This is a genomic window from Thiobacillus denitrificans, from assembly GCF_001530125.1.
GTDB lineage: Bacteria > Pseudomonadota > Gammaproteobacteria > Burkholderiales > Thiobacillaceae > Thiobacillus > Thiobacillus denitrificans_C.
The window spans coordinates 1-21051 of sequence record NZ_LDUG01000002.1 but is presented as its reverse complement, the minus strand read 5'-3'; the positions used below and the strand labels follow the sequence as shown (position 1 = coordinate 21051).

19 protein-coding genes and 1 pseudogene are annotated in these 21051 nt (G+C 64.7%); 7 read left to right on the top strand and 13 right to left on the bottom strand.

The genetic code is table 11. From position 1 onward, the window contains the following. Positions 1 to 9: 9 nt before the first annotated feature. A complete protein-coding gene (locus ABW22_RS00185; protein ID WP_237763177.1) occupies positions 10 to 2808 on the bottom strand; it encodes a DUF2339 domain-containing protein in 2799 nt (932 codons plus the stop codon). Between the two features lie 222 nt (positions 2809 to 3030). Between ABW22_RS00185 and ABW22_RS00180 the strand changes: the two genes are divergently transcribed. The 4 genes from ABW22_RS00180 to ABW22_RS00165 all read left to right on the top strand — a co-directional run bounded on the left by ABW22_RS00180 (position 3031) and on the right by ABW22_RS00165 (position 5464). Next, positions 3031 to 3813, top strand: coding sequence for a dienelactone hydrolase family protein (locus tag ABW22_RS00180; protein WP_059750751.1), 783 nt, complete (start codon positions 3031 to 3033; stop codon positions 3811 to 3813). Continuing rightward, positions 3813 to 4457 (top strand): GTP cyclohydrolase I FolE, encoded by a 645-nt coding sequence (gene folE, locus ABW22_RS00175; RefSeq protein WP_059750749.1) that lies wholly within the window; start codon positions 3813 to 3815, stop codon positions 4455 to 4457. The genes ABW22_RS00180 and folE overlap by 1 nt, the downstream gene beginning before the upstream one ends. 69 nt (positions 4458 to 4526) lie before the next feature. Next, positions 4527 to 4997 (top strand): universal stress protein, encoded by a 471-nt coding sequence (locus tag ABW22_RS00170; protein ID WP_059750747.1) that lies wholly within the window; start codon positions 4527 to 4529, stop codon positions 4995 to 4997. Then, the gene (locus tag ABW22_RS00165) at positions 4994 to 5464 is read left to right on the top strand and encodes a methyltransferase family protein (protein WP_059750745.1); all 471 of its coding nucleotides are present in this window, start codon (positions 4994 to 4996) and stop codon (positions 5462 to 5464) included. The genes ABW22_RS00170 and ABW22_RS00165 overlap by 4 nt, the downstream gene beginning before the upstream one ends. 40 nt (positions 5465 to 5504) lie before the next feature. Here ABW22_RS00165 and ABW22_RS00160 read toward each other — a convergent pair whose 3' ends face one another. From ABW22_RS00160 to ABW22_RS00105, 12 genes are all read right to left on the bottom strand, one after another. Continuing rightward, entirely contained in the window at positions 5505 to 6302 is a 798-nt protein-coding gene (locus ABW22_RS00160) for a TatD family hydrolase (protein WP_059750743.1), read from the bottom strand. Positions 6303 to 6543: 241 nt separating this feature from the next. Beyond that, entirely contained in the window at positions 6544 to 7209 is a 666-nt protein-coding gene (locus tag ABW22_RS00155; RefSeq protein WP_059750741.1) for a Bax inhibitor-1/YccA family protein, read from the bottom strand. A gap of 153 nt (positions 7210 to 7362) precedes the next feature. Beyond that, the gene (locus ABW22_RS00150) at positions 7363 to 8121 is read right to left on the bottom strand and encodes a slipin family protein (RefSeq protein ID WP_059750740.1); all 759 of its coding nucleotides are present in this window, start codon (positions 8119 to 8121) and stop codon (positions 7363 to 7365) included. Between the two features lie 12 nt (positions 8122 to 8133). Then, positions 8134 to 9522 (bottom strand): NfeD family protein, encoded by a 1389-nt coding sequence (locus tag ABW22_RS00145; RefSeq protein WP_059750738.1) that lies wholly within the window; start codon positions 9520 to 9522, stop codon positions 8134 to 8136. A gap of 155 nt (positions 9523 to 9677) precedes the next feature. Continuing rightward, a complete protein-coding gene (locus ABW22_RS00140; RefSeq protein WP_059750736.1) occupies positions 9678 to 10355 on the bottom strand; it encodes an OmpA family protein in 678 nt (225 codons plus the stop codon). Positions 10356 to 10472: 117 nt separating this feature from the next. After that, on the bottom strand, positions 10473 to 10826 hold the full coding sequence (locus tag ABW22_RS00135; RefSeq protein WP_059750735.1) for a Na+/H+ antiporter subunit G: 354 nt from the start codon (positions 10824 to 10826) through the stop codon (positions 10473 to 10475). Between the two features lie 13 nt (positions 10827 to 10839). Further along, on the bottom strand, positions 10840 to 11109 hold the full coding sequence (locus tag ABW22_RS00130) for a K+/H+ antiporter subunit F (RefSeq protein ID WP_059750971.1): 270 nt from the start codon (positions 11107 to 11109) through the stop codon (positions 10840 to 10842). Continuing rightward, the gene (locus ABW22_RS00125) at positions 11109 to 11606 is read right to left on the bottom strand and encodes a Na+/H+ antiporter subunit E (RefSeq protein ID WP_059750733.1); all 498 of its coding nucleotides are present in this window, start codon (positions 11604 to 11606) and stop codon (positions 11109 to 11111) included. Before ABW22_RS00125 ends, ABW22_RS00130 begins: the two co-directional genes overlap by 1 nt. Next, positions 11603 to 13234 carry a monovalent cation/H+ antiporter subunit D gene (locus ABW22_RS00120; RefSeq protein ID WP_082708322.1) on the bottom strand — a complete coding sequence of 544 codons (1632 nt, stop codon included), beginning with the start codon at positions 13232 to 13234 and terminating at the stop codon, positions 11603 to 11605. Before ABW22_RS00120 ends, ABW22_RS00125 begins: the two co-directional genes overlap by 4 nt. Next, positions 13231 to 13575 carry a Na+/H+ antiporter subunit C gene (locus tag ABW22_RS00115; RefSeq protein WP_059750732.1) on the bottom strand — a complete coding sequence of 115 codons (345 nt, stop codon included), beginning with the start codon at positions 13573 to 13575 and terminating at the stop codon, positions 13231 to 13233. The genes ABW22_RS00120 and ABW22_RS00115 overlap by 4 nt, the downstream gene beginning before the upstream one ends. Beyond that, on the bottom strand, positions 13575 to 16373 hold the full coding sequence (locus tag ABW22_RS00110) for a monovalent cation/H+ antiporter subunit A (protein WP_059750730.1): 2799 nt from the start codon (positions 16371 to 16373) through the stop codon (positions 13575 to 13577). The genes ABW22_RS00115 and ABW22_RS00110 overlap by 1 nt, the downstream gene beginning before the upstream one ends. A gap of 267 nt (positions 16374 to 16640) precedes the next feature. Continuing rightward, on the bottom strand, positions 16641 to 17435 hold the full coding sequence (locus tag ABW22_RS00105) for an EAL domain-containing protein (protein WP_059750728.1): 795 nt from the start codon (positions 17433 to 17435) through the stop codon (positions 16641 to 16643). Between the two features lie 429 nt (positions 17436 to 17864). On the opposite strand from ABW22_RS00105, the gene ABW22_RS00100 reads away from it, so the two are divergent. The 3 genes and pseudogenes from ABW22_RS00100 to ABW22_RS17000 form a co-directional block, all read left to right on the top strand. Next, entirely contained in the window at positions 17865 to 18878 is a 1014-nt protein-coding gene (locus ABW22_RS00100) for a DUF481 domain-containing protein (protein WP_059750727.1), read from the top strand. A 75-nt stretch (positions 18879 to 18953) separates the two neighbouring features. Next, on the top strand, positions 18954 to 19907 hold the full coding sequence (locus tag ABW22_RS00095; protein ID WP_237763176.1) for a PfkB family carbohydrate kinase: 954 nt from the start codon (positions 18954 to 18956) through the stop codon (positions 19905 to 19907). Positions 19908 to 20232: 325 nt separating this feature from the next. After that, positions 20233 to 21051: pseudogene (locus ABW22_RS17000) on the top strand (hypothetical protein); the annotation flags it as partial.

Here is a 21051-nt window from a genome sequence, read left to right as displayed (position 1 = left end):
CGATGATTCTCATGCCCGCACCCCCGAGGCCAGGGTCTGCTGCGTTGCAGGGTTGGGCGGGAGCGGCGCCAGATAGCCCACCACCAACATCAAAATGCCCACCGCGATAAACGCAACAATGCGTTCGGTTCCACCTGCATTGGATAGATCAATCAGGAACAGTTTGGCCAGCGTCAAGCCGAGCAAGCCGGCGCCCAGCATCCACAAGGGCCGCTGCGCGCGGCGGTGTGCCAACACCATCAGGCCCAGTGCCAGCAGGGTCCACAAGATCGCATACCCGGTTTGCACGAGAAACGAATTGAACAGGGTCGTTGCGTCCCAGTGCACGCCAGCGTAGTGGTGCGCCACCCGCAGCCACACGGTGTTGATGGCGATGAAAGCAGCAAAAAACAGGGCTGCTTTGGGCGATGTACGCTGCACGATGTCGGGCACCTGCATGTCGCTGCTGCGCAGCCGCAGCAGCCAGAGTGTCAGCGCGCCCAGGGCCAGCGCCACCGCCAGATCGGTTGGGTTCAGCAAGGGAATATAAGGCAGCGGGGCTGCATGGCCACGCGAGGACAGCGCCACCAGCAGGCTGCCCAGGTAAACGCCCACTACCGGGGGGGCCGCCGCCACCCACGCATAGCTGCGGGCAAAATGGCTGAAAGGCCAGTGGGATGCAAAGCGCCTCGATGTCGGCACAAAGGCCAGGCACAGCAGGACGGCCGACCCGGCGACCAGCAGCACCACTGCGCCCCAGGCCGTGTGCCATAAGTCGCCACGATCCACCGCGTAAACCAGCGTGTCGGCCAGCAGGATCACGAGCGTCCACACGCCCAGTGCATGCATCCAGGAAAACCAGGCGGGAGGCGCCCGGCGATCGATGCGCCGCAGCACGATGAGGTGCGCGATGATGCCCGCCAGCCACAGCAGCGAACCGGCAGACGCCAGCAGCCGGTTGCCATCCAGGATGTTGATGAGTGCCGCCAACATCAGCACCGGCGCGGTCAGGTAAGCGGGCCACGCAGCGACCGACCAGCCCTTGTGCGCGGCAACGCGTTCGGCCATGAATGCGCTGAACACGTAAGCGGGCATGCCCAGGTTAACGTGCCATACGTGTGCCCACGCGAAGCTGTGCGCGCCGGTGCTGCTGGGCAGCACGCGCGTGATCTCCAGCCAGAACGCCATCACCCACCAGAAAAAGCCAAACAGGAAGACGGGTTTTTCAAGCGTGGCTTCAATCTGCGCATAGCCCTGGGCAAACGTGCTGCCGCTCTGTGCCAGCGGCTGACGCACCCACCACGCCACGGCAAACGCCGGCAGCGCCAACAACATCGCGCCGATGAAGGACGGGTTGGCAAACGGCAGGGCGGAATGCATGCCGCGATCAATGGAGCCGACAAAGGCCAGGGCGGCAACGCCTTGCAACAGCAGGCCAAAGGCGCGCGGCATCCAGCGTGCCTGCCGCATCCCAACCCAGAAAATCGCCGCCCCTTCCACGGCCCAGATGGCGGCAGTCCAGCGCGCGTCCAGCGCCAGCGGCACGGCCAGGGTGGCAAAACCCACACCCAGCGCGAGAAAGCTTTCGGTCAACAGCCGCAAGCTAGCCTGCTTGCGCTTGAGTAGTCCCGCAGCCAGCAGCAGATAAAATGCGCCCAGCGCCAGGGCCGAAAACGCCATTGCAAACTCGAATTCGCGCACCAGTCCGACTTGCAGTCCAAACGCGATCAGCGGGGTGCCAAACACCAGCGTGCCGTCCACTGCGCCGTTCAGGCTGGCCTTGAGTTCCGTCGAGTGGCGCAGGGCATACAACACGGCTGTCAGCACATAGATCAGGAAAAACACGATCAGGAAAGGCTGCGTGCTGGCATAGTTTTCCGGCGTATAGCGCAACGCGCCCCATGCAGTGGCAATGCCAAAGGTCATGAAAAAACCAAGCAGATTAAGCAGCCGCCATGAACGCCTGAACGCGATAAGCAGAATGGCCAGGTTAAGGAGCGTGCAGTAGGAAAACAGCACGACATGGCTGCCCTCACCGGTCGAGGCCAGGATGGGCGCCAGGAAGCCGCCGGCAAAACCGATGAACGCCAGCGCGCGGGCGTTTTGCATCAGGGCGATTGCAGTCGACAGCGCACAGACCGACACCATCACCGCCAGCGCCAGCCCTGGCGGCACCAGTTGGTACAGTCGAAACGATGTGAACACCGTCAGATACAGGACGGCCACCCCCGCACCCTGTAGCGTCAGCGCATACCCTTTGCGGCGGTCGCGCAATCGGAATCCGATCAGCAGCAACGCCATGCCCGATGCACCGACCAGCGCCAGCCGGAGTTCCACCGGGAGCAGGGCGTTCTCAGCCGCATATTTGGCCAGAAACGACAAACCGATAAAAAGCACGACCACCCCAATCCGCACCACCGTGTTGCCGCCGGTGAGCCATGCCATGGCTGCGGAAACCACCTTGTCGACAATATTGGGTTCTACAGGCTGACTTGAAAGCGGCGGCGGCGCGGTGAAGGTATTGGGCGGTGGCGCGGGCTCTGCCGCCATAGTCGGGTCAGCTTCGGGGCGCAGTGACGTTTCGACCGAAACGGTTTCCGAGGCAGGCGTGGAGCGTTCGTCGGATTGAAACCATGCCGCGTCGGGCAGCATGGGATCCTGGGCAGTTGAGGGCTGGGTGAGGGGCGCTGTGGCTGCGTGCGCTGATTCTCGGTGCTTGCCTTGCATCCGCGCAAACTCGCTGCGAACCGAGCTTCTTAATGTCCAGCCCGCCAGCGCGCCGATGATCGCGCCGAGCACCACGCCGAACTCGCCCCCTCTGCTGATCATCGAGCCCAGCAGGCCACCCCAAATTACGCCCCAGAGAATCACCGACACCTCAACGCAAATTCACGATGGCCGCCATCATGGCACAGAGGCTCGGCGGCGTGAATGTTCGTGCAAATCGGCCATGAAAACAGAACGGCTTGGGGCGGTGCACATGGCGCGCATGGTTGTTATACATTGTGCGAGCGCGGTATGCTTTGCGATCACTCACTCCCGGAGACACCCATGAAAACTGCACTTGCGCTGTCATTGTTGTTTTTCACCTCATCCGCCCTCGCTGCCGTGGTCGGCAAGGATGTCAGCTACCAGGCGGGCGACACCGTCATGAAGGGCTATCTGGCGTATGACGATGCCGTCAAGGACAAGCGCGCCGGGGTGCTGGTGGTGCCGGAATGGTGGGGTGCCAACGATTATGCGAGAAAGCGCGCGCGCATGCTGGCAAGCGAAGGCTATGTGGCGCTGGTGGTCGACATGTACGGCAACGGCCAGGTGGCCGACAATCCGAAGGACGCCGGTGCGCTGGCGGGCAGCGTCAACAAGAATCCGCCGCTGGCCTACGCGCGCTTCGACGCCGCGCGCCACTTCCTCGACAAGCAGCCCAAGGTGAAGCAGGGCGAGATCGCCGCGCTGGGCTACTGTTTCGGCGGCGGCGTGGTGCTCAATATGGCGCGCGCCGGCATGCCGCTGAAATCGGTGGTCAGCTACCACGGCGTGCTGGCGAGCGACGTCACGCCCAAACCCGGCGAGATCAAGGCGAAGATCCGCGTCTTCCACGGCGAAGCCGACACTGTCGTGCCGCCCGTGCAGGTCGAGGCGTTCAAGACCGAAATGAACAATGCCAAGGCCGACTACATGTTCGTAGCCTACCCCGGGGTGAAGCACACTTTCACCAACCGCGAGGCCGACAGCTATGCCGCGCAGTTCGGGCTGCCGCTCAAGTACGACAATGCGGCCGACACCGACTCGTGGACGCGCACGCTGGAGTTCCTCAAGGCGACGCTCAAATAATGATCGACGCCTGCGACCACGACTGCCACACCCCGCACGTCAGCGGCAGCTTCGGCATTCCGCAAGTCGGCGCATTCGACCCGGCGGCGTTCGAGCAGGCGGTCAACGCCATGCTCGCCGCTTGCGGGGTGGCGCCGGATTCGGTGCACACCGGGCGTACCGCGCAACGCGTGCGCGAGCTGTGGCAGCGCCGCCTGCTTGGCGGCTATGCGATCGAACCCGCCGAGGCGCTGGGCGAGGGCTTTGCCGACGCCCGCGACGACATGGTGGTGGTGCGCGGCATCGCGGTGCACGGCGTGTGCCCGCATCACCTGGTGCCGTTTCGCGGCGTGGCGCACGTGGCCTATATTCCCGGCGGACGGCTGCACGGCTTCGGCCGCATTGCGCGCATGGTCGATGCCATCGGCCATCGCTTCACCTACCAGGAATGGATGACGCGCGACATCGCCGAGGCGCTGGTGACGCACGGTCTGGCGCAGGGCGCGGCGTGCATCATCGAGGCCGAACAGCTGTGCCTGCTGCTCGGGGAGGACCGGCGCGGCGACGAGCGCGTCGTCACCCAGGCTTTCACTGGCTGCTTCAAGACCAGCGACCAGATGCGCAACGAGTTCTTGCGCGCGGTGACGCACAGCGATCTGAAATAGAACCAGTGTGATGTCGGGAGCGTTCTTTCCGCTCACCACAACGAGCCACCCGCACAACGAGGAGCAAGCATGTATTCACGAATCCTGGTCGCCATCGACGGAAGCCCCGGCTCCGCACACGCACTCCAGCATGCAGCCGGTCTTGCCAAAGGATTGTCCGCCAGCTTGCGCATCATCCATGTGGTCGATATTGGCCTGCTGCCTTACGGGCCGGAACTCAGCATCGACATCGACGCCTTGCTCGAGGCACGCTATGCCGCTGCCGAAAATATCCTCGCCGCTGCGCGGGACAGCGTGCAGGCGCCCGAACTCGAGGTCGAAACCCGGCTACTGGATACGGCGACCCCCGTCCAGCATGTCGCTGCAGCGATTGCCGAAGCGGCGACCAGCTGGCCGGCCGATTTGCTGGTGCTGGGCACGCATGGGCGCAGAGGGGTGGAGCGATGGTTGCTCGGCAGCGTGGCCGAGGGCGTCGCACGGCGCTCGACGGTGCCGGTCCTGCTCGTTCCCGTGTCGGGCGGACCTGCTGAGTCGCCATGACCGACCCCGCCCACCGCCCGCGCACGCTGATCCTGCCCCCCGCACCCTATGCTGCAGCGCTGTTCGGTGGCTGGTGGCTGGACCGCCAGGTCCATGCGCTCCCGCTCGACTGGGGCGTGATGACGCGACCGTTGGGGTGGCTGCTGGTGGGCATCGGGCTGGGGCTTTTCGTGTGGACGCTCGCGACCTTCTGGCGCCACCGCACCACGGTCAATCCCTACAAGGCGGCGTCCAGCCTGTGCACTGGCGGCCCGTTCCGCTTCAGCCGCAATCCGATCTATCTCGGCGACTGGTTCATTTTCGCCGGAGTGTCGTTGCTGCTGGCCACAGCATGGCCGCTGCTGTTTGCACCGCTGATCTGGGCCATGTTGCGCTACGGCGTGATTCGTCACGAGGAAGCGCACCTGCACGCCCGGTTCGGCGGTGCCTACCGCGACTATCAAACCCGGGTGCGGCGCTGGCTGTGAGAGCCGTGCGCTGAATTACCCCGGTACCGCTCGCTTCAGATTACAGCGCGCCACGGCTTGAGCCCAGACGGAAGAGTTCGCGGGCGTTGCGCGTCGTGACCTGCGCCACGCTGCCGATGTCCAGACCGCGCAGTTCGGCCAAGGTCTGTGCGATGCGCGGCAATTCGCCGGGCGCGTTGCGGCCGTGACCGATCCACACCGGGGGCATGTCGGGGCTGTCGGTTTCCAGCACGATCGCGTCAAGCGGCAGGTCGACCGCCAGCCGCCGCAGCTTGTTGGCGCGCGGCCAGGTGAAGGCGCCGCCGAAACCTAGTTTGAACCCCAGTTTGATGAATTCATTCGCCTGCTGCGGGCTGCCGTTGAAGGCGTGGGCAATGCCGCCGCGCACCTTGATCCTGCGCAGATGCTTGAGGATTTCATCGTTGGCGCGGCGACAGTGCAGCAGCACCGGTAGGTCGTATTCCTGCGCGATCTTCAACTGTTCGACGTAGAAGAATTCCTGCGTCGCGTAGTCGAGCTTGCTTACAAACAAATCGAGCCCGATTTCACCGATGGCGACCGGGCGCTGCGTCTCGACCTGTGCGCGCAGGTCGGCCAGATGTTCGGGCCGATGGATATCGATAAACATCGGGTGCAGCCCCCACGCCGGCAGGCTGCCCGGGTAGCGTTCGCAGGTGGCGGCCACCGCGGCGAAGTTGTCGCGGCTGACGGCAGGAATCACCAGGGTGGTGACGCCGCTGGCGACAGCACGCGCGTACTCGGCGTCGCGGTCGGCATCGAACTCGGCCGCGTCGAGATGGCAGTGGGTGTCGATAAAAAACGGCGCCGCTGGGTTCATCCTGAAAGCCTCAGTTCATTCACCACAGAGACACAGAGGCACGGAGAAAACAAATAGGTTGCAGGAAGACTTGCCGTCCCCAAATCGGTGAGCGATGCGTACGGGACTTTCTCCTTGTATTTCAACTCTGTGCCTCTGTGTCTCTGCGTCTCTGTGGTTAACTGCCTTTCCCCAGTTCATTTTTGTGGCGCGCAAAAACGGCGCCACAGGGGGCGCCGTTTTCGTGATGCCAGTCACGTGTTTAGTCGTTGCTGGCAAAGCCCAGCAAATGCAGCAGGCTGGTGAACAGATTGAAAATTGCCACGAACAGCGTGACGGTCGCCATGATGTAGTTGGTTTCGCCGCCGTTGATGATGTTGCTGGTCTCGTACAGGATGAGGCCGGACATCAGGAGCACGAACATCGCGGACACTGCCAGCGACAGGCCGGGCATATTGAAGAAGATCGCGCCGAGGCCGGCGAGGAAGGCGACCAGGATGCCGACCATGAGGAAACCACCCATGAAGCTGAAATCCTTGCGGGTGGTCATCACGTAGGCCGACAGGCCGAGGAAGATCGCGGCGGTACCGCCCATCGCCATCATCACCACCTGGGTGCCGTTGGGCAGGGATAGATAGGCGTTGAGAATGGGGCCAAGCGTGTAGCCCATGAAGCCGGTGAGGGCGAACACGAAGGCAATGCCGAGACCGCTTTCACGGAACTTGGAGGTCAAAAACAGCAGGCCGAAATAGCCGACCAGGGTGATGATGAGACCGGGATGCGGCAGGTTCAGCGACATCGACAGGCCGGCTGTCAGCGCGGAAAACGCCAGCGTCATCGACAGCAGCATGTAGGTATTCTTGACGACCTTGTTGGTCGACAGCGCCGCAGACTGGCTGCGGCCGAGGGTGGTAACTTGCGGGTTCATGTGGATTCCTCACGTGAATTGAAAACGGCAGTGCCAAGAGAGAGCGTTTTTTCTGGCACAAGTTCCCGGAATGTGCCGGGATCGGGATCAAGCATACCGGGATGCGGCGGCGGTTTCCACCCTGCGGCCGCAGGGGTTTGCGCGTGCGCGCCATTATTCGCCGGGTTTCGTGCTCCGCATCATCAGGTTCATCAATTCCCCCGGCATCGGGAAGACAATGGTGTTGGTCTTGTCGCCGGCGATGTTGGCGAGCGTCTGCAGATAGCGCAGCTGCATCGCCTGGGGCCGGCCGGCAAGAATTTCAGCCGCAGCCAGCAGCTTTTCTGAGGCCTGCAGTTCGCCTTCGGCATGGATGATCTTGGCGCGCCGTTCGCGCTCGGCCTCAGCCTGTTTGGCGATCGCGCGCACCATTGTTTCGTCGATGTCGACATGCTTGATCTCGACGTTGGACACCTTGATGCCCCAGGCGTCGGTCTGCGTGTCCAGTAATTGCTGGATGTCCTGGTTCAGGCGTTCGCGCTCGGCCAGCATCTCGTCGAGCTCGTGCTTGCCCAGCACCGCGCGCAGCGTGGTCTGCGCCAGTTGGCTGGTGGCGTTCATGTAGTCCTCCACCTGCAGGATGGACTTGGCCGGGTCGATGACGCGGAAATACACCACCGCGTTGACCTTCACCGAGACGTTGTCGCGCGAGATCACGTCCTGGCTCGGCACGTCGAACACCATAGTGCGCAGGTCCACCCGCACCATCTGCTGGATGCCGGGAATGATGATCACCAGCCCCGGCCCCTTCACCTTCCAGAAGCGCCCGAGCATGAACACCACGCCACGCTCGTATTCGCGCAGGATGCGTATGCTGGCGGCCAGTAGCGCGACGATTATAAAGACGATGGTGATGCCGCCGAATTCAAACATGTTTATTCTCCTTTATGAACCATCCTGGTTCGGTTCCACATCGAGTATCAGGTCGTGCCGGGCGCGCACCCGGATCGTGCTGCCGCGCTTCAGCGGCACGCTGCTGCGCACCCGCCACTGTTCGCCGTGGATGCGGGCCCAGCCTTCGTGTTCCATGTCATCGAGGATTTCACCGGGGGCGCCGATCATTTGCTCGGCGCCGGTCACCACTGGCCGCGCCCGTGCCTTGATCGCCATGCCGACGACAAAGAAGCTGAACAGCCCGCTGGTGACTGCCACCGGAACGATCAGCGCCCAGGGAATGCCGTAGCCGGGAACGTCGGTGTCGATCAGCATCACCGAGCCGATGACGAAGGCAATGAGTCCCCCCACCCCCAGCGCGCCGAAGCTGGGCATAAAGGCCTCCGAAATCATCAGCACGATGCCGAGGATGATCAGTGCCAGTCCGACATAGTTGATCGGCATCACCTGCAGCGCGAACAGCGCCAGCAGCAGGCAAATGCCGCCGACCACGCCAGGGAACAGCATGCCGGGATTGGAGAATTCATAGATCAGCCCGTAGATGCCCAGCAGCATCAGGATGTAGGCGATGCCGGGGTCGCCGATGACCGCCAGCAGGCGGCTGCGCCAGTCGGGCATGACGCGCTCGATGACGGCATTCGCGGTGTCGAGGGTGACCGTGTCGCCGTTCATCTTGATGACGCGGCCGTTGGCCTGGCGCAGCAGGTCGTCGAGGTCGGTCGCTACCAGGTCGATCACCTTCAGTTCCAGCGCCTCGGACGCCGGCAGGCTCACCGCCTCGCGCACCGCCCGCTCGGCCCACTCGACGTTGCGCTCGCGCAGTTCGGCCAGCCCGCGGATGTAGGCCGCGGCATCGTGCACTGCCTTGCGCATCTTGGCGTCGCCCGGTGGCGCGTCGGCAGGCTTGGCCGCTTCAGGTTGGGCTGGGCCGGGCTTGTCGGGTTGCGTGGGCTTATCCGGCGCGGGCTTGTCGCCGCCGGCAGGCACCAGTTCGACCGGCGTTGCCGCCCCCAGGTTGGTCGCCGGCGCCATCGCCGCGATGTGGCTGGCATACAGGATGTAGGTACCGGCGCTGGCGGCGCGGGCGCCCTTGGGCGAGACATAGGTGGCGACCGGCACCTTCGATGCCAGGATGGCCTTGATGATGTCGCGCATCGCGGTGTCGAGCCCGCCCGGCGTGTCCATCTCGATCACAATCAGATGCGCCTGGTCCTCGATCGCCTTGTCGATGCCGCGCAACAGGTAGTCGGCGCTGCCCGGGCTGATCGCACCCTGAACCGTCAATACTCGCACCATCGCCGCACCGGCGGGCGCGGCCAGCCCCAGAATCAGGCAGGCGGGCAGGGCAAGGCGTGACAGGAAGCGAAGCAGGTTGGCCATGGCTTCACTTTAGACCGAAAAAATCATTCTGCCCGGGGTGGGGGTTTGAAACGAAAAACGCGAAGGCACGCGAAAAAACCCTCACGCTGGGTTTTTTCGCGTGCCTTCACGAAAACAAGGGCTGCGCCGGCGCAGGGCCGGCGAAACGGGGGCGCTTAGTTCGCGACCACCGGCAGGATCCACAATTCGACCCGGCGATTCAACTGACGACCGGCTTCGGTCGCGTTGTCGGCGCGCGGCTCGGACTCGCCCCTGCCATAGGCTTCCAGACGCAACGGGTTGACGTTCTGGCCGGCAAAATAATTCATCACCGACTGCGCGCGATTTTCCGACAGGATCTGGTTGGCGGCGTCGGAGCCGACGCTGTCGGTATGGCCGATCACGGTCACGGTAGTCTTGCCGTACTGGTTCAGCACGCGGGAAATTTTGTTCAATGTCGTGGTGTAGCCGGGCTTCAACATGGCGGAGTTGGTGTCAAAGCCGGTGTTGGCCGTCATGCTGACCAGCAGGGCGTTGTCGCCGGCGCGTTTTTCGACGCTGATCTCGCCGCGCTGGATTTCCGGCTGCAATTGCTTTTCCAGGTCCTTCGCCTGCTTGTCCATGTAGTAGCCCACGCCGGTTCCGGCCAGGCCGCCGCCGACGGCGCCGATCAGCGCGCCCTTGCCGCGGTTCTTGTGGTTGATGATCGCGCCCAGCGCCGCGCCGCTCGCGGTGCCGATGATGGCGCCCGTCTGGGTCTTGCTCAGGCCACGGGAGTCGCCCAGATCGTTGGTGGTACAGGCGGAGAGCACAAGCGTTGCCAGGAGGGGAATTGCAAGGAAGGGGATGCGCATGGTGAATCCTTTGGGTTGATTTGAAAAAACGGCATGAGGCCGGAATTGCTTTGGGTCACGGCAGGATACGTGGGTTTGCACCCGTTCCCGTCATTTCGGAACGAATTCAGGTTCGGATCAATCTGCCGGGTTGCGCTGAACGGCCGGATTCGTCGTCGCATCCGGCGCCGGCGTGGAGGCAAGCGATCTGACCTTCAGGTGCAGCGCTGCCTTGGCGAGCAGGTGCGCGCTCACCGGTGCGGTAATGAACAGGAACAGCGTGACCAGCACCTCGTGCAGGCTAACGCCCTCGTCGCGCACGCTGAAGTATACGGCGGAGGCGATTAGCAGGCAGCCGACGCCTAGCGTGGTGGCCTTGGTGGGTCCATGCAGGCGGGTGTAGAAGTCGCGCAGGCGGGCAAGGCCGAGCGAGCCGATGAAGGTGAAGAGCGCGCCGGTGATAATCAAGAGAGAAAGCAGGATGTCGATCATGGTTGCGCGGTCCTCATTCGATGATGTCGCCGCGCAGCAGGTACTTGCACAGCGCCACCGTGCCGACAAAGCCCATCATGGCGATCAGCAGCGCCGCCTCGAAATAGATGGCGCTGCCGAGATGGATGCCGAGCAGCACCAGCAGCGCGATGGTGTTCACGTACAGGGTATCGAGTGCGAGGATGCGGTCGGGCGCGTCGGGGCCCTTGAGTAGGCGCCAGAAGCTCAACAGGAAGGCCAGGCTGACCAGCGTAAAAGCGATCGGGATGACGGTCTCCAGCATCATGCGTTCTCCTGTTCGAAGACTTTCTTCAGCGGCGTCTCGTAGCGCTGCTTGATTTCGGCGACCAGCGCGGCGGCGTCGCCGGTGTCGATCGTGTGCACGATCAGCGTGCGTTTGTCTGCGCTCAGGCGGGCTGACACCGTGCCCGGCGTCAGCGAGATGGTGTTGGCCAGGAGGCCGATGGCGAGATCGGTTTCGAGCGCCAGCGGCACCTCGACGAAAACCGGGCGCAGGCGCGCCGGCCCCTTCAGGATCAGCCAGGCGACGAGGAAGCTGCCGCGCACGATGTCGATGACGAACACGAGCAGGAAACGCAGCAGGGTAAGCGGGTGGCGGATGCGGATCCGCTCCGGCCAGAAGCTCGAGGTGGCGAAGGGAATCAGCCAGCCGAGCAGCGCGCCCAGCACGACGTGGCCGGCCGACAGCTGGTTGGCCAGCAGCAGCCACAGGATGGCGAGCGAGACGGTCAGCAGGGGGTGCGGCAGGAAACGTCTCATGGCACAGTACCCGCAAGAAGGGGCATGCCGCCAGACGCTGCGGAAGGGTCGCTGCCCAGCAGCGGGGAACCCACCGGCGTACCCCTTGCGGGTGCTCGCCCTTCGGGCGGTCTTGGCGCAGTCCCCAGTACGGCTTCGATGTACTGCTGCGGCTGCAGCAACTGCGTTGCGGTGGCGTGGGCGTAATCGGACAGCGGCCCGGCCCAGATCACCAGGCCTGCGACCAGCAGCAGCAGGCCGCCGACGGGCGCGAGTGCGGCAGTGGTCGGCGGCGTCAGCGACGCCGCGTCGTGCGGGCTGTGGGTGCGGTAGAACAGCAGGCTGCCGCTCCGCGCCAGCGCGATCATGCTCAGCAGCCCGGTGACCAGAACGATGCTCCACACCCAGGGCAGCAGCGGCGAGTCGAGCGCGGCCTTCAGCAGCATGAACTTGCCGAGGAAACCCGACAGCGGCGGCAGCCCGGCGATGGCCACGGCAACGACGAAGAACAACCCGCCCAGCACGCGCGCGCCCGGCATCGCGGGGCCGGACTCGAAGCGGTCGGCGAAGTCGCCGCGCGCCCGCCCGATCGAGTCGGCCAGCAGGAACAGGGCGGCAGCGGCGAAGACGGAGTGCGGCAGGTAATACAGGCCGGCGGCGATTGCATCGCGGCTGCCGAGGCCGAAGGCCAAGAGCAGGCTGCCGATCGAGGCCACCACCAGATAGGCGGCCTGTTGCCGCAGCGTGGTGCTGGCCACCGCGCCGAGCATGCCGAGCGTCAGGGTGGCGAGCGCCAGCGGCGCCAGCCAGGGGTCGAGCAGGTTGGCGACCGGCCCGGCGGCGTCGCCGAACATCAGGCTGTAGACGCGCAGGATGCTGTAGGCGCCGACCTTGGTCATGATGGCGAACAGCGCCGCCACCGGCGCGCTGGTGTGGGCGTAGGCGGCGGGCAGCCAGAGATACAGCGGCAGCAGCGCGGCCTTCAGCGCGAACACGGCGAACAGCAGCAGGCCGGCGGATTGCACCAGCGCCAGGTTGTCCGGCGGCGTGGCCGCGAGCTTCACCGCCAGGTCGGCCATGTTGAGGGTGCCGGCCACGCCGTACAGGGTGCCGACGGCGAACAGGAATAGCGTCGAGCCGACCAGGTTGATGACGACAAAATGCAGCCCCGCCTTCACCCGCAGACGGCCGCCGCCGTGCAGCAGCAGGCCATAGGAGGCGAGCAGCAGGATCTCGAAGAAAACGAACAGGTTGAACAGGTCGCCGGTGAGGAAGGCGCCGTTCAGGCCGAACAGCTGCAGCTGGAACAGCACGTGGAAGTGGCGGCCCTGCGTGTCGCTTCCGCGGATTGCGTACAGCAGCGCGAAGACCGCCAGCAGGGAAGTCGTCAGCAGCATCCACGCCGCCAGGCGGTCGACTACCAGCACGATGCCATAGGGCGCGACCCAGTTGCCGAGCGCGTAGACAAGCTGGGTGCCCTCGGCGGCGGTTTGAACCAGCGCAATCGCCAGCGGAATCAGCGCCAGTGCGGCGACGAGGCTGACGCCGCGCTGCACGGCCAGGCTGCGGTTGCGCAGCACTAACAGGGCAACACCAGCCAGCAGCGGCAGCACCACCGGCAGGATGGGCAGATGATCAAGCCAGTTCATGCGTGCCGCTCCTCATCGTGGTGACGACCGTCGACATGGTCGTTTCCCAGCTCGGCGCGCGCCTTTAGCGCCAGCACGATGACGAAGGCGGTCATGCCGAAGCTGATGACGATGGCGGTGAGCACGAGTGCCTGCGGCAGCGGGTCGGTGTAGCCTGCCGCGGCGTCGCTGATCACCGGCGGCAGGCCGATGGCGAGCCGGCCCATGACGAACAGGAACAGGTTGACGGCGTAGGACATGAGGGTGAGTCCCAGCACCACCGGAAAGGTCTGGCCGCGCAGCGCGAGAAACACCCCGCCCGCGGTGAGCACGCCGATAACGAGTGCGATCAGGGCTTCCATCAGTGGACGCTCCCTTTTTTGGGCGGCGCGCGATGCAGGCCACCGAGATTGACCAGGATCATCAGCGTGGCGCCGACGACGACGAGGAACACGCCAAGGTCGAACGCCATCGCCGAGGCCAGTTCGAATTCGCCGACCACCGGCCAGTTCAGGTGGCTGAAGGTCGAGGTGAGGAAGGGGTAGCCGAACAGCCAGCTCGCCAGCCCGGTGAAGGCGGCGATCGCCAATCCCCAGGCGACCAGCGGGTGGCTGTCGGACGCCATGCGCTGATGCGTCCACACAGCGCCGTTGGCGAGGTACTGCACGATCAGCGCAACCGAGGTGATCAGGCCGGCGATGAAGCCGCCGCCCGGCTGGTTGTGGCCGCGCAAGAGGATGAACACCGCGACCAGCAGCGCCAGCGGCAGCAGGATGCGGGTCAGCGTGGCCATGATGGCCGGGTAGGCATCGGCATCCCAGCTTCGCCCGGCGTCGTCGCGGCTGGGTGCCGCCAGTTGCAGGCCCTGCAGCATCGCGACGATGCCGAGCCCGGCCAGCGCCAGCACGGTGATTTCGCCCAGGGTGTCGTAGCCGCGGAAGTCGACCAGGATGACGTTTACCACGTTGCTGCCGCCACCCCCCGGCACGCTGTTGGCGAGGAAATAGCCGGCGATGGTGTCGTAGGGCCGGGTCAGCACCGCCCACGCCAGCGCGGCGGTGCCACCACCCGCCAGCAAGGCGATCATGCCATCGCGCCAGAGGCGCGCCGGTTCATGCTCGGGCGCGGCATGCTGCGGCAGGAAGTAGAGCGCCAGCAGCAGCAAAACAATGGTGACGATCTCGACCGACAGCTGGGTCAGTGCGAGGTCGGGCGCCGAGAACTTGACGAAGGCGAGCGACACTACCAGCCCCACCACACCGATGGTGACCAGCGCGACGAAGCGTTGCCGGTGCAGCCACACGGTGGCCAGCGTGGCGATGATCAGGGCGCTGGCGGCGATCAGGCTGACGGCGTCGAGCGGCAGACCTTCGCGGTTGCCGGCCAGCGGCGTGCCGCCCGCCAGCCAGGGCGCGACGCCCAGCACCAAGGCAGCCGCCAGCAGGAAGAACACCTGGCGCTGCAACGAGCCGGTGTCGATCAGGCGGGTGATTGAGCGCGCCAGCGCGAATAGGCCATTTTGCAATGCGTTGAAGACCACGCGCGCGTCGAGCCGGCCGAGGCTGCGCTCGTGCCAGGCGAACAGCGGGCGGCGCATGAGGTAAATCAGCGCGCCGCCGCCCAGCGCAATCAGGCTCATGACCAGCGCCGGGTTGACGCCATGCCACAGTGCCAGGTGGTAATCGGGCAGCGGCGCCTGCAGCGTGTCCGCCGCTGCCACCGCCAGCAGCGGCGCGACGGTGAGCGTGGGCGCGATGCCGACCACCAGGCACAGCACCACCAGAATTTCCACCGGCACCTTCATCCAGCGCGGCGGCTCGTGCGGCGTGCGCGGCAGGTCCACCGGCCTGCCGTTGAAGAACACGTCGTGGATGAAGCGGAGCGAATAGGCCACCCCCAGCGCGCCGGCCAGCGTCACCAGCGCGGGCAGCAGCCAGCCGCCGGCATGCCCGGCGGAAATCTCCATTGTCTCGGCGAAGAACATTTCCTTGGAGAGAAAGCCGTTCAGCAGCGGCACCCCGGCCATCGCGGCGGCGGCCACCATCGCCAGCGTCGCGGTGTAGGGCATGAACCGCCACAGGCCGTTGAGCCGCCGCATGTCGCGCGTGCCGGCCTCGTGGTCGATGATGCCGGCGGCCATGAACAGCGAGGCCTTGAAGGTGGCGTGGTTGATGATGTGGAACACGCCCGCCACCGCGGCGAGCGGGGTCGACAGACCGAACAAGAGCGTGATCAGGCCGAGGTGGCTGATGGTCGAATAGGCCAGCAGGCCCTTCAGGTCATGCTTGAACAGCGCGACGTAGGCGCCGAGCAGCAGCGTGGCCAGCCCCGCGCCGGAGACCAGCCAGAACCATTCCGGGGTGCCGGACAGCGCCGGGAACAGCCGCGCCAGCAGGAACACGCCAGCCTTCACCATGGTCGCCGAATGCAGGTAGGCCGACACCGGCGTGGGCGCGGCCATCGCGTGCGGCAGCCAGAAATGGAAGGGGAACTGCGCCGATTTGGTGAACACGCCGAGCAGGATCAGCGTAAGCGTCGGCACGTAGAGCGGGTGTTCGCGGATCAGGTCGCCGGAGGCGAGCACCACCGACAGCTCGTAGCTGCCGACGATGTGGCCCAGCAGCAGGAAACCGCCCAGCAGCGCGAAGCCGCCGGCGCCGGTCACCGCCAGCGCCATGCGCGCGCCCTGGCGGCCTTCCTCGCGGTGCTGCCAGTAGCTGATCAAGAGGAAGGACGACAGGCTGGTCAGTTCCCAGAAGATCAGCAGCTGGATCAGGTTTTCCGACAGCACGATGCCGAGCATCGAGCCCATGAACAGCATCAGGTAGGAATAGAAGCGCCCCATGCTGTCGCGCTCGGACAGGTAGTAGCGGGCGTACAGCACGATCAGCAGGCCGATGCCGAGGATTAGCGCGGCGAACAGCAGTGCCAGGCCGTCGAGGCGGAACGCAAGGTTCAGCCCCAGGGCGGGCATCCAGTCGTGCTGCTGGATCAGCGTGGTGCCTTCGAACGGCAGGTGCAAGGACGGCACCAGCCAGGCTATTGCCGCCAGGGTGACCGCGCCCGCCGCCCAGGCGGAATGCGAGCGTCCGAGGCGGGACGCCAGCGCAACCAGGGCCGCGCCGATAAACGGGGTCAAAACAGCGAAAAAAAGCGTCATCGATCGGGAATTGTTAGACGGACCGGCGGGTGGCCGGAAGACGCGGCCATTCTAGCAGTCTGTCGGACTTGAAGAATCGAAGCGAAAATTCGGCTGGGCGAGGACAGCCCCAAGGGATACCGTCCCGATGGGACATAATTTTGACGATTTTCCCATGCAACATTCTCTCCTGAAAAATGTTGCACTTGGTTTTTGAGCGCGCCCGTTCTATTGCCCAAAAAAGCGGCGAAATATGGACCGGCCAGGCGGATTTGCAGCCGATTTACTTCAAGTCCGACAGACTGCTAGCGTGACTTGGCGCCGCCATGAACCCGCGTCGGGCGCGGGCAAGGCGTTGCGTGGGTTCAGCCGGCTGGGGTGCTGGGCCGACGGCCGGTCGAGGTGATAGCCCTGCGCCATGTCGACGCCGAAGTCGCGCAGCATGCCGAGGGTGGCGGCGTCCTTGACGAACTCGGCCACGGTGACCTTGCCGAGCCCGCGGGCGACGTCGATCATGGCCTTGACGAAAGCCTGGTTGTCACGGTTGTTGGGCAGGTCGCGGATGAACATGCCGTCGATCTTGAGAATCTGCGCGCCGAGGTATTTTAGGTAGGCGAAGGTGGAAAATCCGGAACTGAAATCGTCCAGGCAGATCAGGCAGCCGGTTTGCTGCAGCGCCTCGATGAAGCGCTGCGCGTCCTGCATTTCGGAGACGGCGGCCGTCTCGGTCAGTTCGATGATCAGCCGCTCCGACGCGACGTCGTGCTGTTCCAGTTGTTCATGGATATAGCGCGGCAGGTTCGGCTCGTCGAAGCTGCGGCCGGAGACGTTGACCGCCAGCGCTGCCAGATCAGGGTGCTGCGCCAGGGTCTCGATGCCGCGCCGGATCACCCAGCGGTCGATTTCGAGAATCTGGCCGGTTTTCTCGGCAACCGGGATGAACTGTCCCGGCATGATCAGACGCTCGGGTTGCAGCGGATCCCGCATCCGCACCAGCGCCTCCAGATGGCTCAGGCTGCCGTCGCGGGTTTGGTAGATGCCCTGGAAGTGCAGTTCCAGATGGGTCTCGGCCCAGCCGTTCATGAATGCGTGACCTGCGGCGCGTGGCCGATGGCCGGGATACAGGGCAAAACGGGGAATGGACGGGCAAGAACGTGAATGGCAGATGTGCGGACATCGGAACCGGGGCTTTCATCGCGCAGACATCCCGTCAGAAAAGACTAGTCGAGCCGCCGTTATCTTGCCGCGGCCAAATGGGTCAATACGGTGGGTGCCTCTGTTCAGCAAGCGGGCCTGCGCCGGAGGGGCACTTGCGCAGCCAATTTGTTTTGTGCAAACATAAAAAGGCATTTTGCCTGCAGTTCATTCTGGTTCTCGGTGCCTGCTCTGGCCAATGCGCATCACGGTGCAGCCGCGTGCCGCCTCTCTGGTTTTCCCTGTCAGCGCGCTGTCCGGGCGTCCCTTGCAGCGCGAGGCTGTCCATCATCGGTTCTTACCGGGAAAGGAAATAGCTTGAAACGATCCCTCCTGAAACTCGCCGCAACAAGCTGTCTGGTTTCGTCGGCCTCACTGGCCGACACCGTCAGCCTCGCCAACGGCGATCGGCTGAGCGGCACCCTCGTCCGCATGGAAGCCGATTCGCTGGTGCTCGAAACGCCTTACGCAGGCAAGCTCAAGCTGCCCTGGGCGCAGGTGAGCCGCATCGAGACGGACGCGCCGGTGCGGGTGCGGCTGGCCGACGGTACCGAACTTGACGGCCAGTTGCGCGCCGCGGACGCGCGGCAGTTGCGTATCCGCATCGGCAACCTGGCGGAAACCACGCCGTTGGCGCTCGACCGCATTGCCGCGATCAACCCGCCGCTGCATCCCGACAAGACGGTGCTGAGCGCGCGGGTTTCGCTCGGCGGCAGCTATGCCCGGGGCAATACCGATGCGCAGACCCTGCATCTGGGCGGCGAGTGGGTGGCGCGCAACCCATCCCAGCGCGTCACGCTCGACGCCGAACTCAACGAAGCCTCGCAGGACAGGTCGAATACCGCGTCGAACTGGCGCGCGGGCCTGAAATACGACCATTTCCTCAAGGGGAAAACCTATTTGTATGCCAACACTCGTTTCGATCACGACGGCCAGGCCGATCTCGACCTGCGCAGCACGCTGGGGGTGGGCATCGGCCGCCAGTTTGTCGATCGCGGTGACCTGAAATTCGCGCTGGAAGGCGGCGCAAGCCTGGTGAGCGAGGATTACGGCAGCGCGCCTGACGAACGGTTTCCCAGCGCGCGCTTCGGCCTCAAGTACGAGCAGGCCTTCTGGCAGGGGCGGCTGAAACTTTTCCACAACAGCGATGTGCTGCTGAGCCTGGAATCGCTGGCGGATTATCTCTATCAGAGCCGCACCGGCGTGCGGGTGCCGATGGGCAACGGGCTCAGCCTCGGCACCCAGGTGAATGTCGATTACGACGCGGTGCCGGCGGCAGGCAAGGACACCACCGACACGGCGCTGATCTTCAAGCTGGATTACGCACTTTGAAGCCTGCCGGGACCCCGGCAGGCCGAATGGCCGGACAAGGCGATAGTGCAAACCATTTTTTCAAAGGTTTGAATCATGAATATGTCGAACGCAGCGACCGTCATGCATCGGCCGGGCGACGCGCCCCATCCGCATGCGCAATCCGTGGTGGCCTTTGGCGAAGCCCTGGTCGATCAGTCTCGCGACCGCACTGTGCTGGGCGGCGCGCCGTTCAACGTGGCGTGCCATCTTGGCGCGCTGGGCGCGCATCCGGTGCTGATGACGCGGGCCGGCAAGGATGCGCCGGGCGAGCAGTTGCAGCAGGCAATGCGCGAACGCGGGCTGGACAGGCGCGGCCTGCAGCGCGATCCGGCGCGCCCGACCGGGCGGGTCAAGGTGACCGAAACGGCCGCCGGGCCGGTGTTCGACATCCTGTCCGACCAGGCCTATGACCACATCCACGCCGGCCTGGCCCGCATGGTGGGGCTGCTGGTGCATCCGGCGATGGTCTACTTCGGCACCCTGGCGCAGCGCGGCGAATCGCGTCGCGCGCTGCGCGAACTGCTCGGCGCGGTCGACAGCCGCGTCTTCCTGGATCTCAATCTGACCGATCCCTGGGTGGACGCCGACACGCTGCGCTGGTCGCTGCGGCAGGCCAGCGTGGCCAAGCTCAACGAGGCGGAACTGACCCGCCTCGGTCATCTGCTTGCGCTGGATGGAGCCACCCCGGAAGCCCGCGCCGGCGTGCTGGTGTCCGACTTCGGCCTGGAGCGGGTGGTGGTCACCCGCGGTGCGGCCGGCGCGTGGACGCTCGACGCTGCCGGCCGCATCGAATCGGTGCCGGGCCAGGCGCTGCCGAACCTGGTCGACCGTACCGGCGCGGGCGACGGGTTTGCCGCTATTTTCATCCTCGGCACGCTGCGCGGCTGGCCGCTGGCCGACCGGCTGACGCGCGCCGATGCTTTTGCCCGCGCCTTGTGCCAGATCCGCGGTGCCGTGCCGGCCGCGCAGGATTTTTATACCCCCTTCATCCGCGACTGGCAGCGCTAAACCGGGGTGCGCGGGCGTGGCCTGGCGCTTGGCAAAACCTGCGTGGGCGGCAGGCTGCTCAGGACGCGCCGGTCAGCGCTGAACGAGCCGCCTGCGGCCTCCCCTTCCCGATTGTTACGCCATGCTTACGGGGTTTTCTCGAAGCTGAGACATTTTCGTTTTCAGCCGAATGTTGTGCGTAACATATTGATCTGTAATAGTTATTTTATTATCTTCGGCTTTTTCTCGCGCGGGCTGTCAAAAAAGTGGAACAACTTGCCAGCGAAAATCCGGACGTTTACCCCGCCTTATTACTGAAAACCTCTTTTATTTCAATTGGATAGCCATGCTGGCACACGCCTTGCAATTGGGGGCAGTGAAGTCTGTTTCCTGTGGCTTCGTCTTTTTGAATTCATTCAACTTAAGTGGAGGTTTCATCATGAACAAAACACTGCTCTCAACAGCCATCGCAATGGCTCTCGGGGTATCGGCGCCTGCTTGGGCCAACCCCACCACCAATAACACTGCCGACACGAATGACTCAATCACGCAGACCGCTACCGCAACCTCCGATCAGAGTGCGCAAACGGGTGCTGCCGCGAATGAATATTCATCTGCCTCCCTGGATAGCAGTGTCGACAACACCAATAACAGTGACAACAGCGACAACAGCGACAACAGCACCAACAGCGACAACAGCACCAACACCGCCCAAGGCGGCACGGGAGCCATGGCTAGCGATGCTTCAACGGCCACTCAGTACAACAACTCCAATAACCCCACCATTACAGCAACCACCAACCTGAACGGCTATGTTAGTGGCAACGCCGTGTCCGGGATCGGCAACACCGCCCACGGCGGCGCGGCAGCTGGGGCGGGCGGCATGGGCGGCAACAGTGGCGATGCCAATCAGGACGCCAACAGCGGGGCCACCGGTGCCAATGGCGGTGACGGCGCCAGCGGTTTCGCCCAAGCCACAGGCGGTGACACCTTTGCAGGCGACGCCGGTAACGGCGGCATGGGCGGCAGCGGCGGCAACGCCGGCGGCGGCACGGGCGGCAATGGCGCCGGCGGCGCAGGCGGCTCCGGTGGCAACGGCGGCGCTGCCACGGGCGGCTCTGGCGGCTCTGGCGGCTCTGGCGGCATGGGCTCCGGCGGCTCTGGC

Excerpts from the sequence above, each read along its gene's own strand:
- ABW22_RS00185 (WP_237763177.1), bottom strand. The coding sequence starts at position 2,808 with ATGATCAGCAGAGGGGGCGAGTTCGGCGTGGTGCTCGGCGCGATCATC.
- ABW22_RS00180 (WP_059750751.1), top strand. The coding sequence starts at position 3,031 with ATGAAAACTGCACTTGCGCTGTCATTGTTGTTTTTCACCTCATCCGCC.
- folE (WP_059750749.1), top strand. The coding sequence starts at position 3,813 with ATGATCGACGCCTGCGACCACGACTGCCACACCCCGCACGTCAGCGGC.
- ABW22_RS00170 (WP_059750747.1), top strand. The coding sequence starts at position 4,527 with ATGTATTCACGAATCCTGGTCGCCATCGACGGAAGCCCCGGCTCCGCA.
- ABW22_RS00165 (WP_059750745.1), top strand. The coding sequence starts at position 4,994 with ATGACCGACCCCGCCCACCGCCCGCGCACGCTGATCCTGCCCCCCGCA.
- ABW22_RS00160 (WP_059750743.1), bottom strand. The coding sequence starts at position 6,302 with ATGAACCCAGCGGCGCCGTTTTTTATCGACACCCACTGCCATCTCGAC.
- ABW22_RS00155 (WP_059750741.1), bottom strand. The coding sequence starts at position 7,209 with ATGAACCCGCAAGTTACCACCCTCGGCCGCAGCCAGTCTGCGGCGCTG.
- ABW22_RS00150 (WP_059750740.1), bottom strand. The coding sequence starts at position 8,121 with ATGTTTGAATTCGGCGGCATCACCATCGTCTTTATAATCGTCGCGCTA.
- ABW22_RS00145 (WP_059750738.1), bottom strand. The coding sequence starts at position 9,522 with ATGGCCAACCTGCTTCGCTTCCTGTCACGCCTTGCCCTGCCCGCCTGC.
- ABW22_RS00140 (WP_059750736.1), bottom strand. The coding sequence starts at position 10,355 with ATGCGCATCCCCTTCCTTGCAATTCCCCTCCTGGCAACGCTTGTGCTC.
- ABW22_RS00135 (WP_059750735.1), bottom strand. The coding sequence starts at position 10,826 with ATGATCGACATCCTGCTTTCTCTCTTGATTATCACCGGCGCGCTCTTC.
- ABW22_RS00130 (WP_059750971.1), bottom strand. The coding sequence starts at position 11,109 with ATGCTGGAGACCGTCATCCCGATCGCTTTTACGCTGGTCAGCCTGGCC.
- ABW22_RS00125 (WP_059750733.1), bottom strand. The coding sequence starts at position 11,606 with ATGAGACGTTTCCTGCCGCACCCCCTGCTGACCGTCTCGCTCGCCATC.
- ABW22_RS00120 (WP_082708322.1), bottom strand. The coding sequence starts at position 13,234 with ATGAACTGGCTTGATCATCTGCCCATCCTGCCGGTGGTGCTGCCGCTG.
- ABW22_RS00115 (WP_059750732.1), bottom strand. The coding sequence starts at position 13,575 with ATGGAAGCCCTGATCGCACTCGTTATCGGCGTGCTCACCGCGGGCGGG.
- ABW22_RS00110 (WP_059750730.1), bottom strand. The coding sequence starts at position 16,373 with ATGACGCTTTTTTTCGCTGTTTTGACCCCGTTTATCGGCGCGGCCCTG.
- ABW22_RS00105 (WP_059750728.1), bottom strand. The coding sequence starts at position 17,435 with ATGAACGGCTGGGCCGAGACCCATCTGGAACTGCACTTCCAGGGCATC.
- ABW22_RS00095 (WP_237763176.1), top strand. The coding sequence starts at position 18,954 with ATGAATATGTCGAACGCAGCGACCGTCATGCATCGGCCGGGCGACGCG.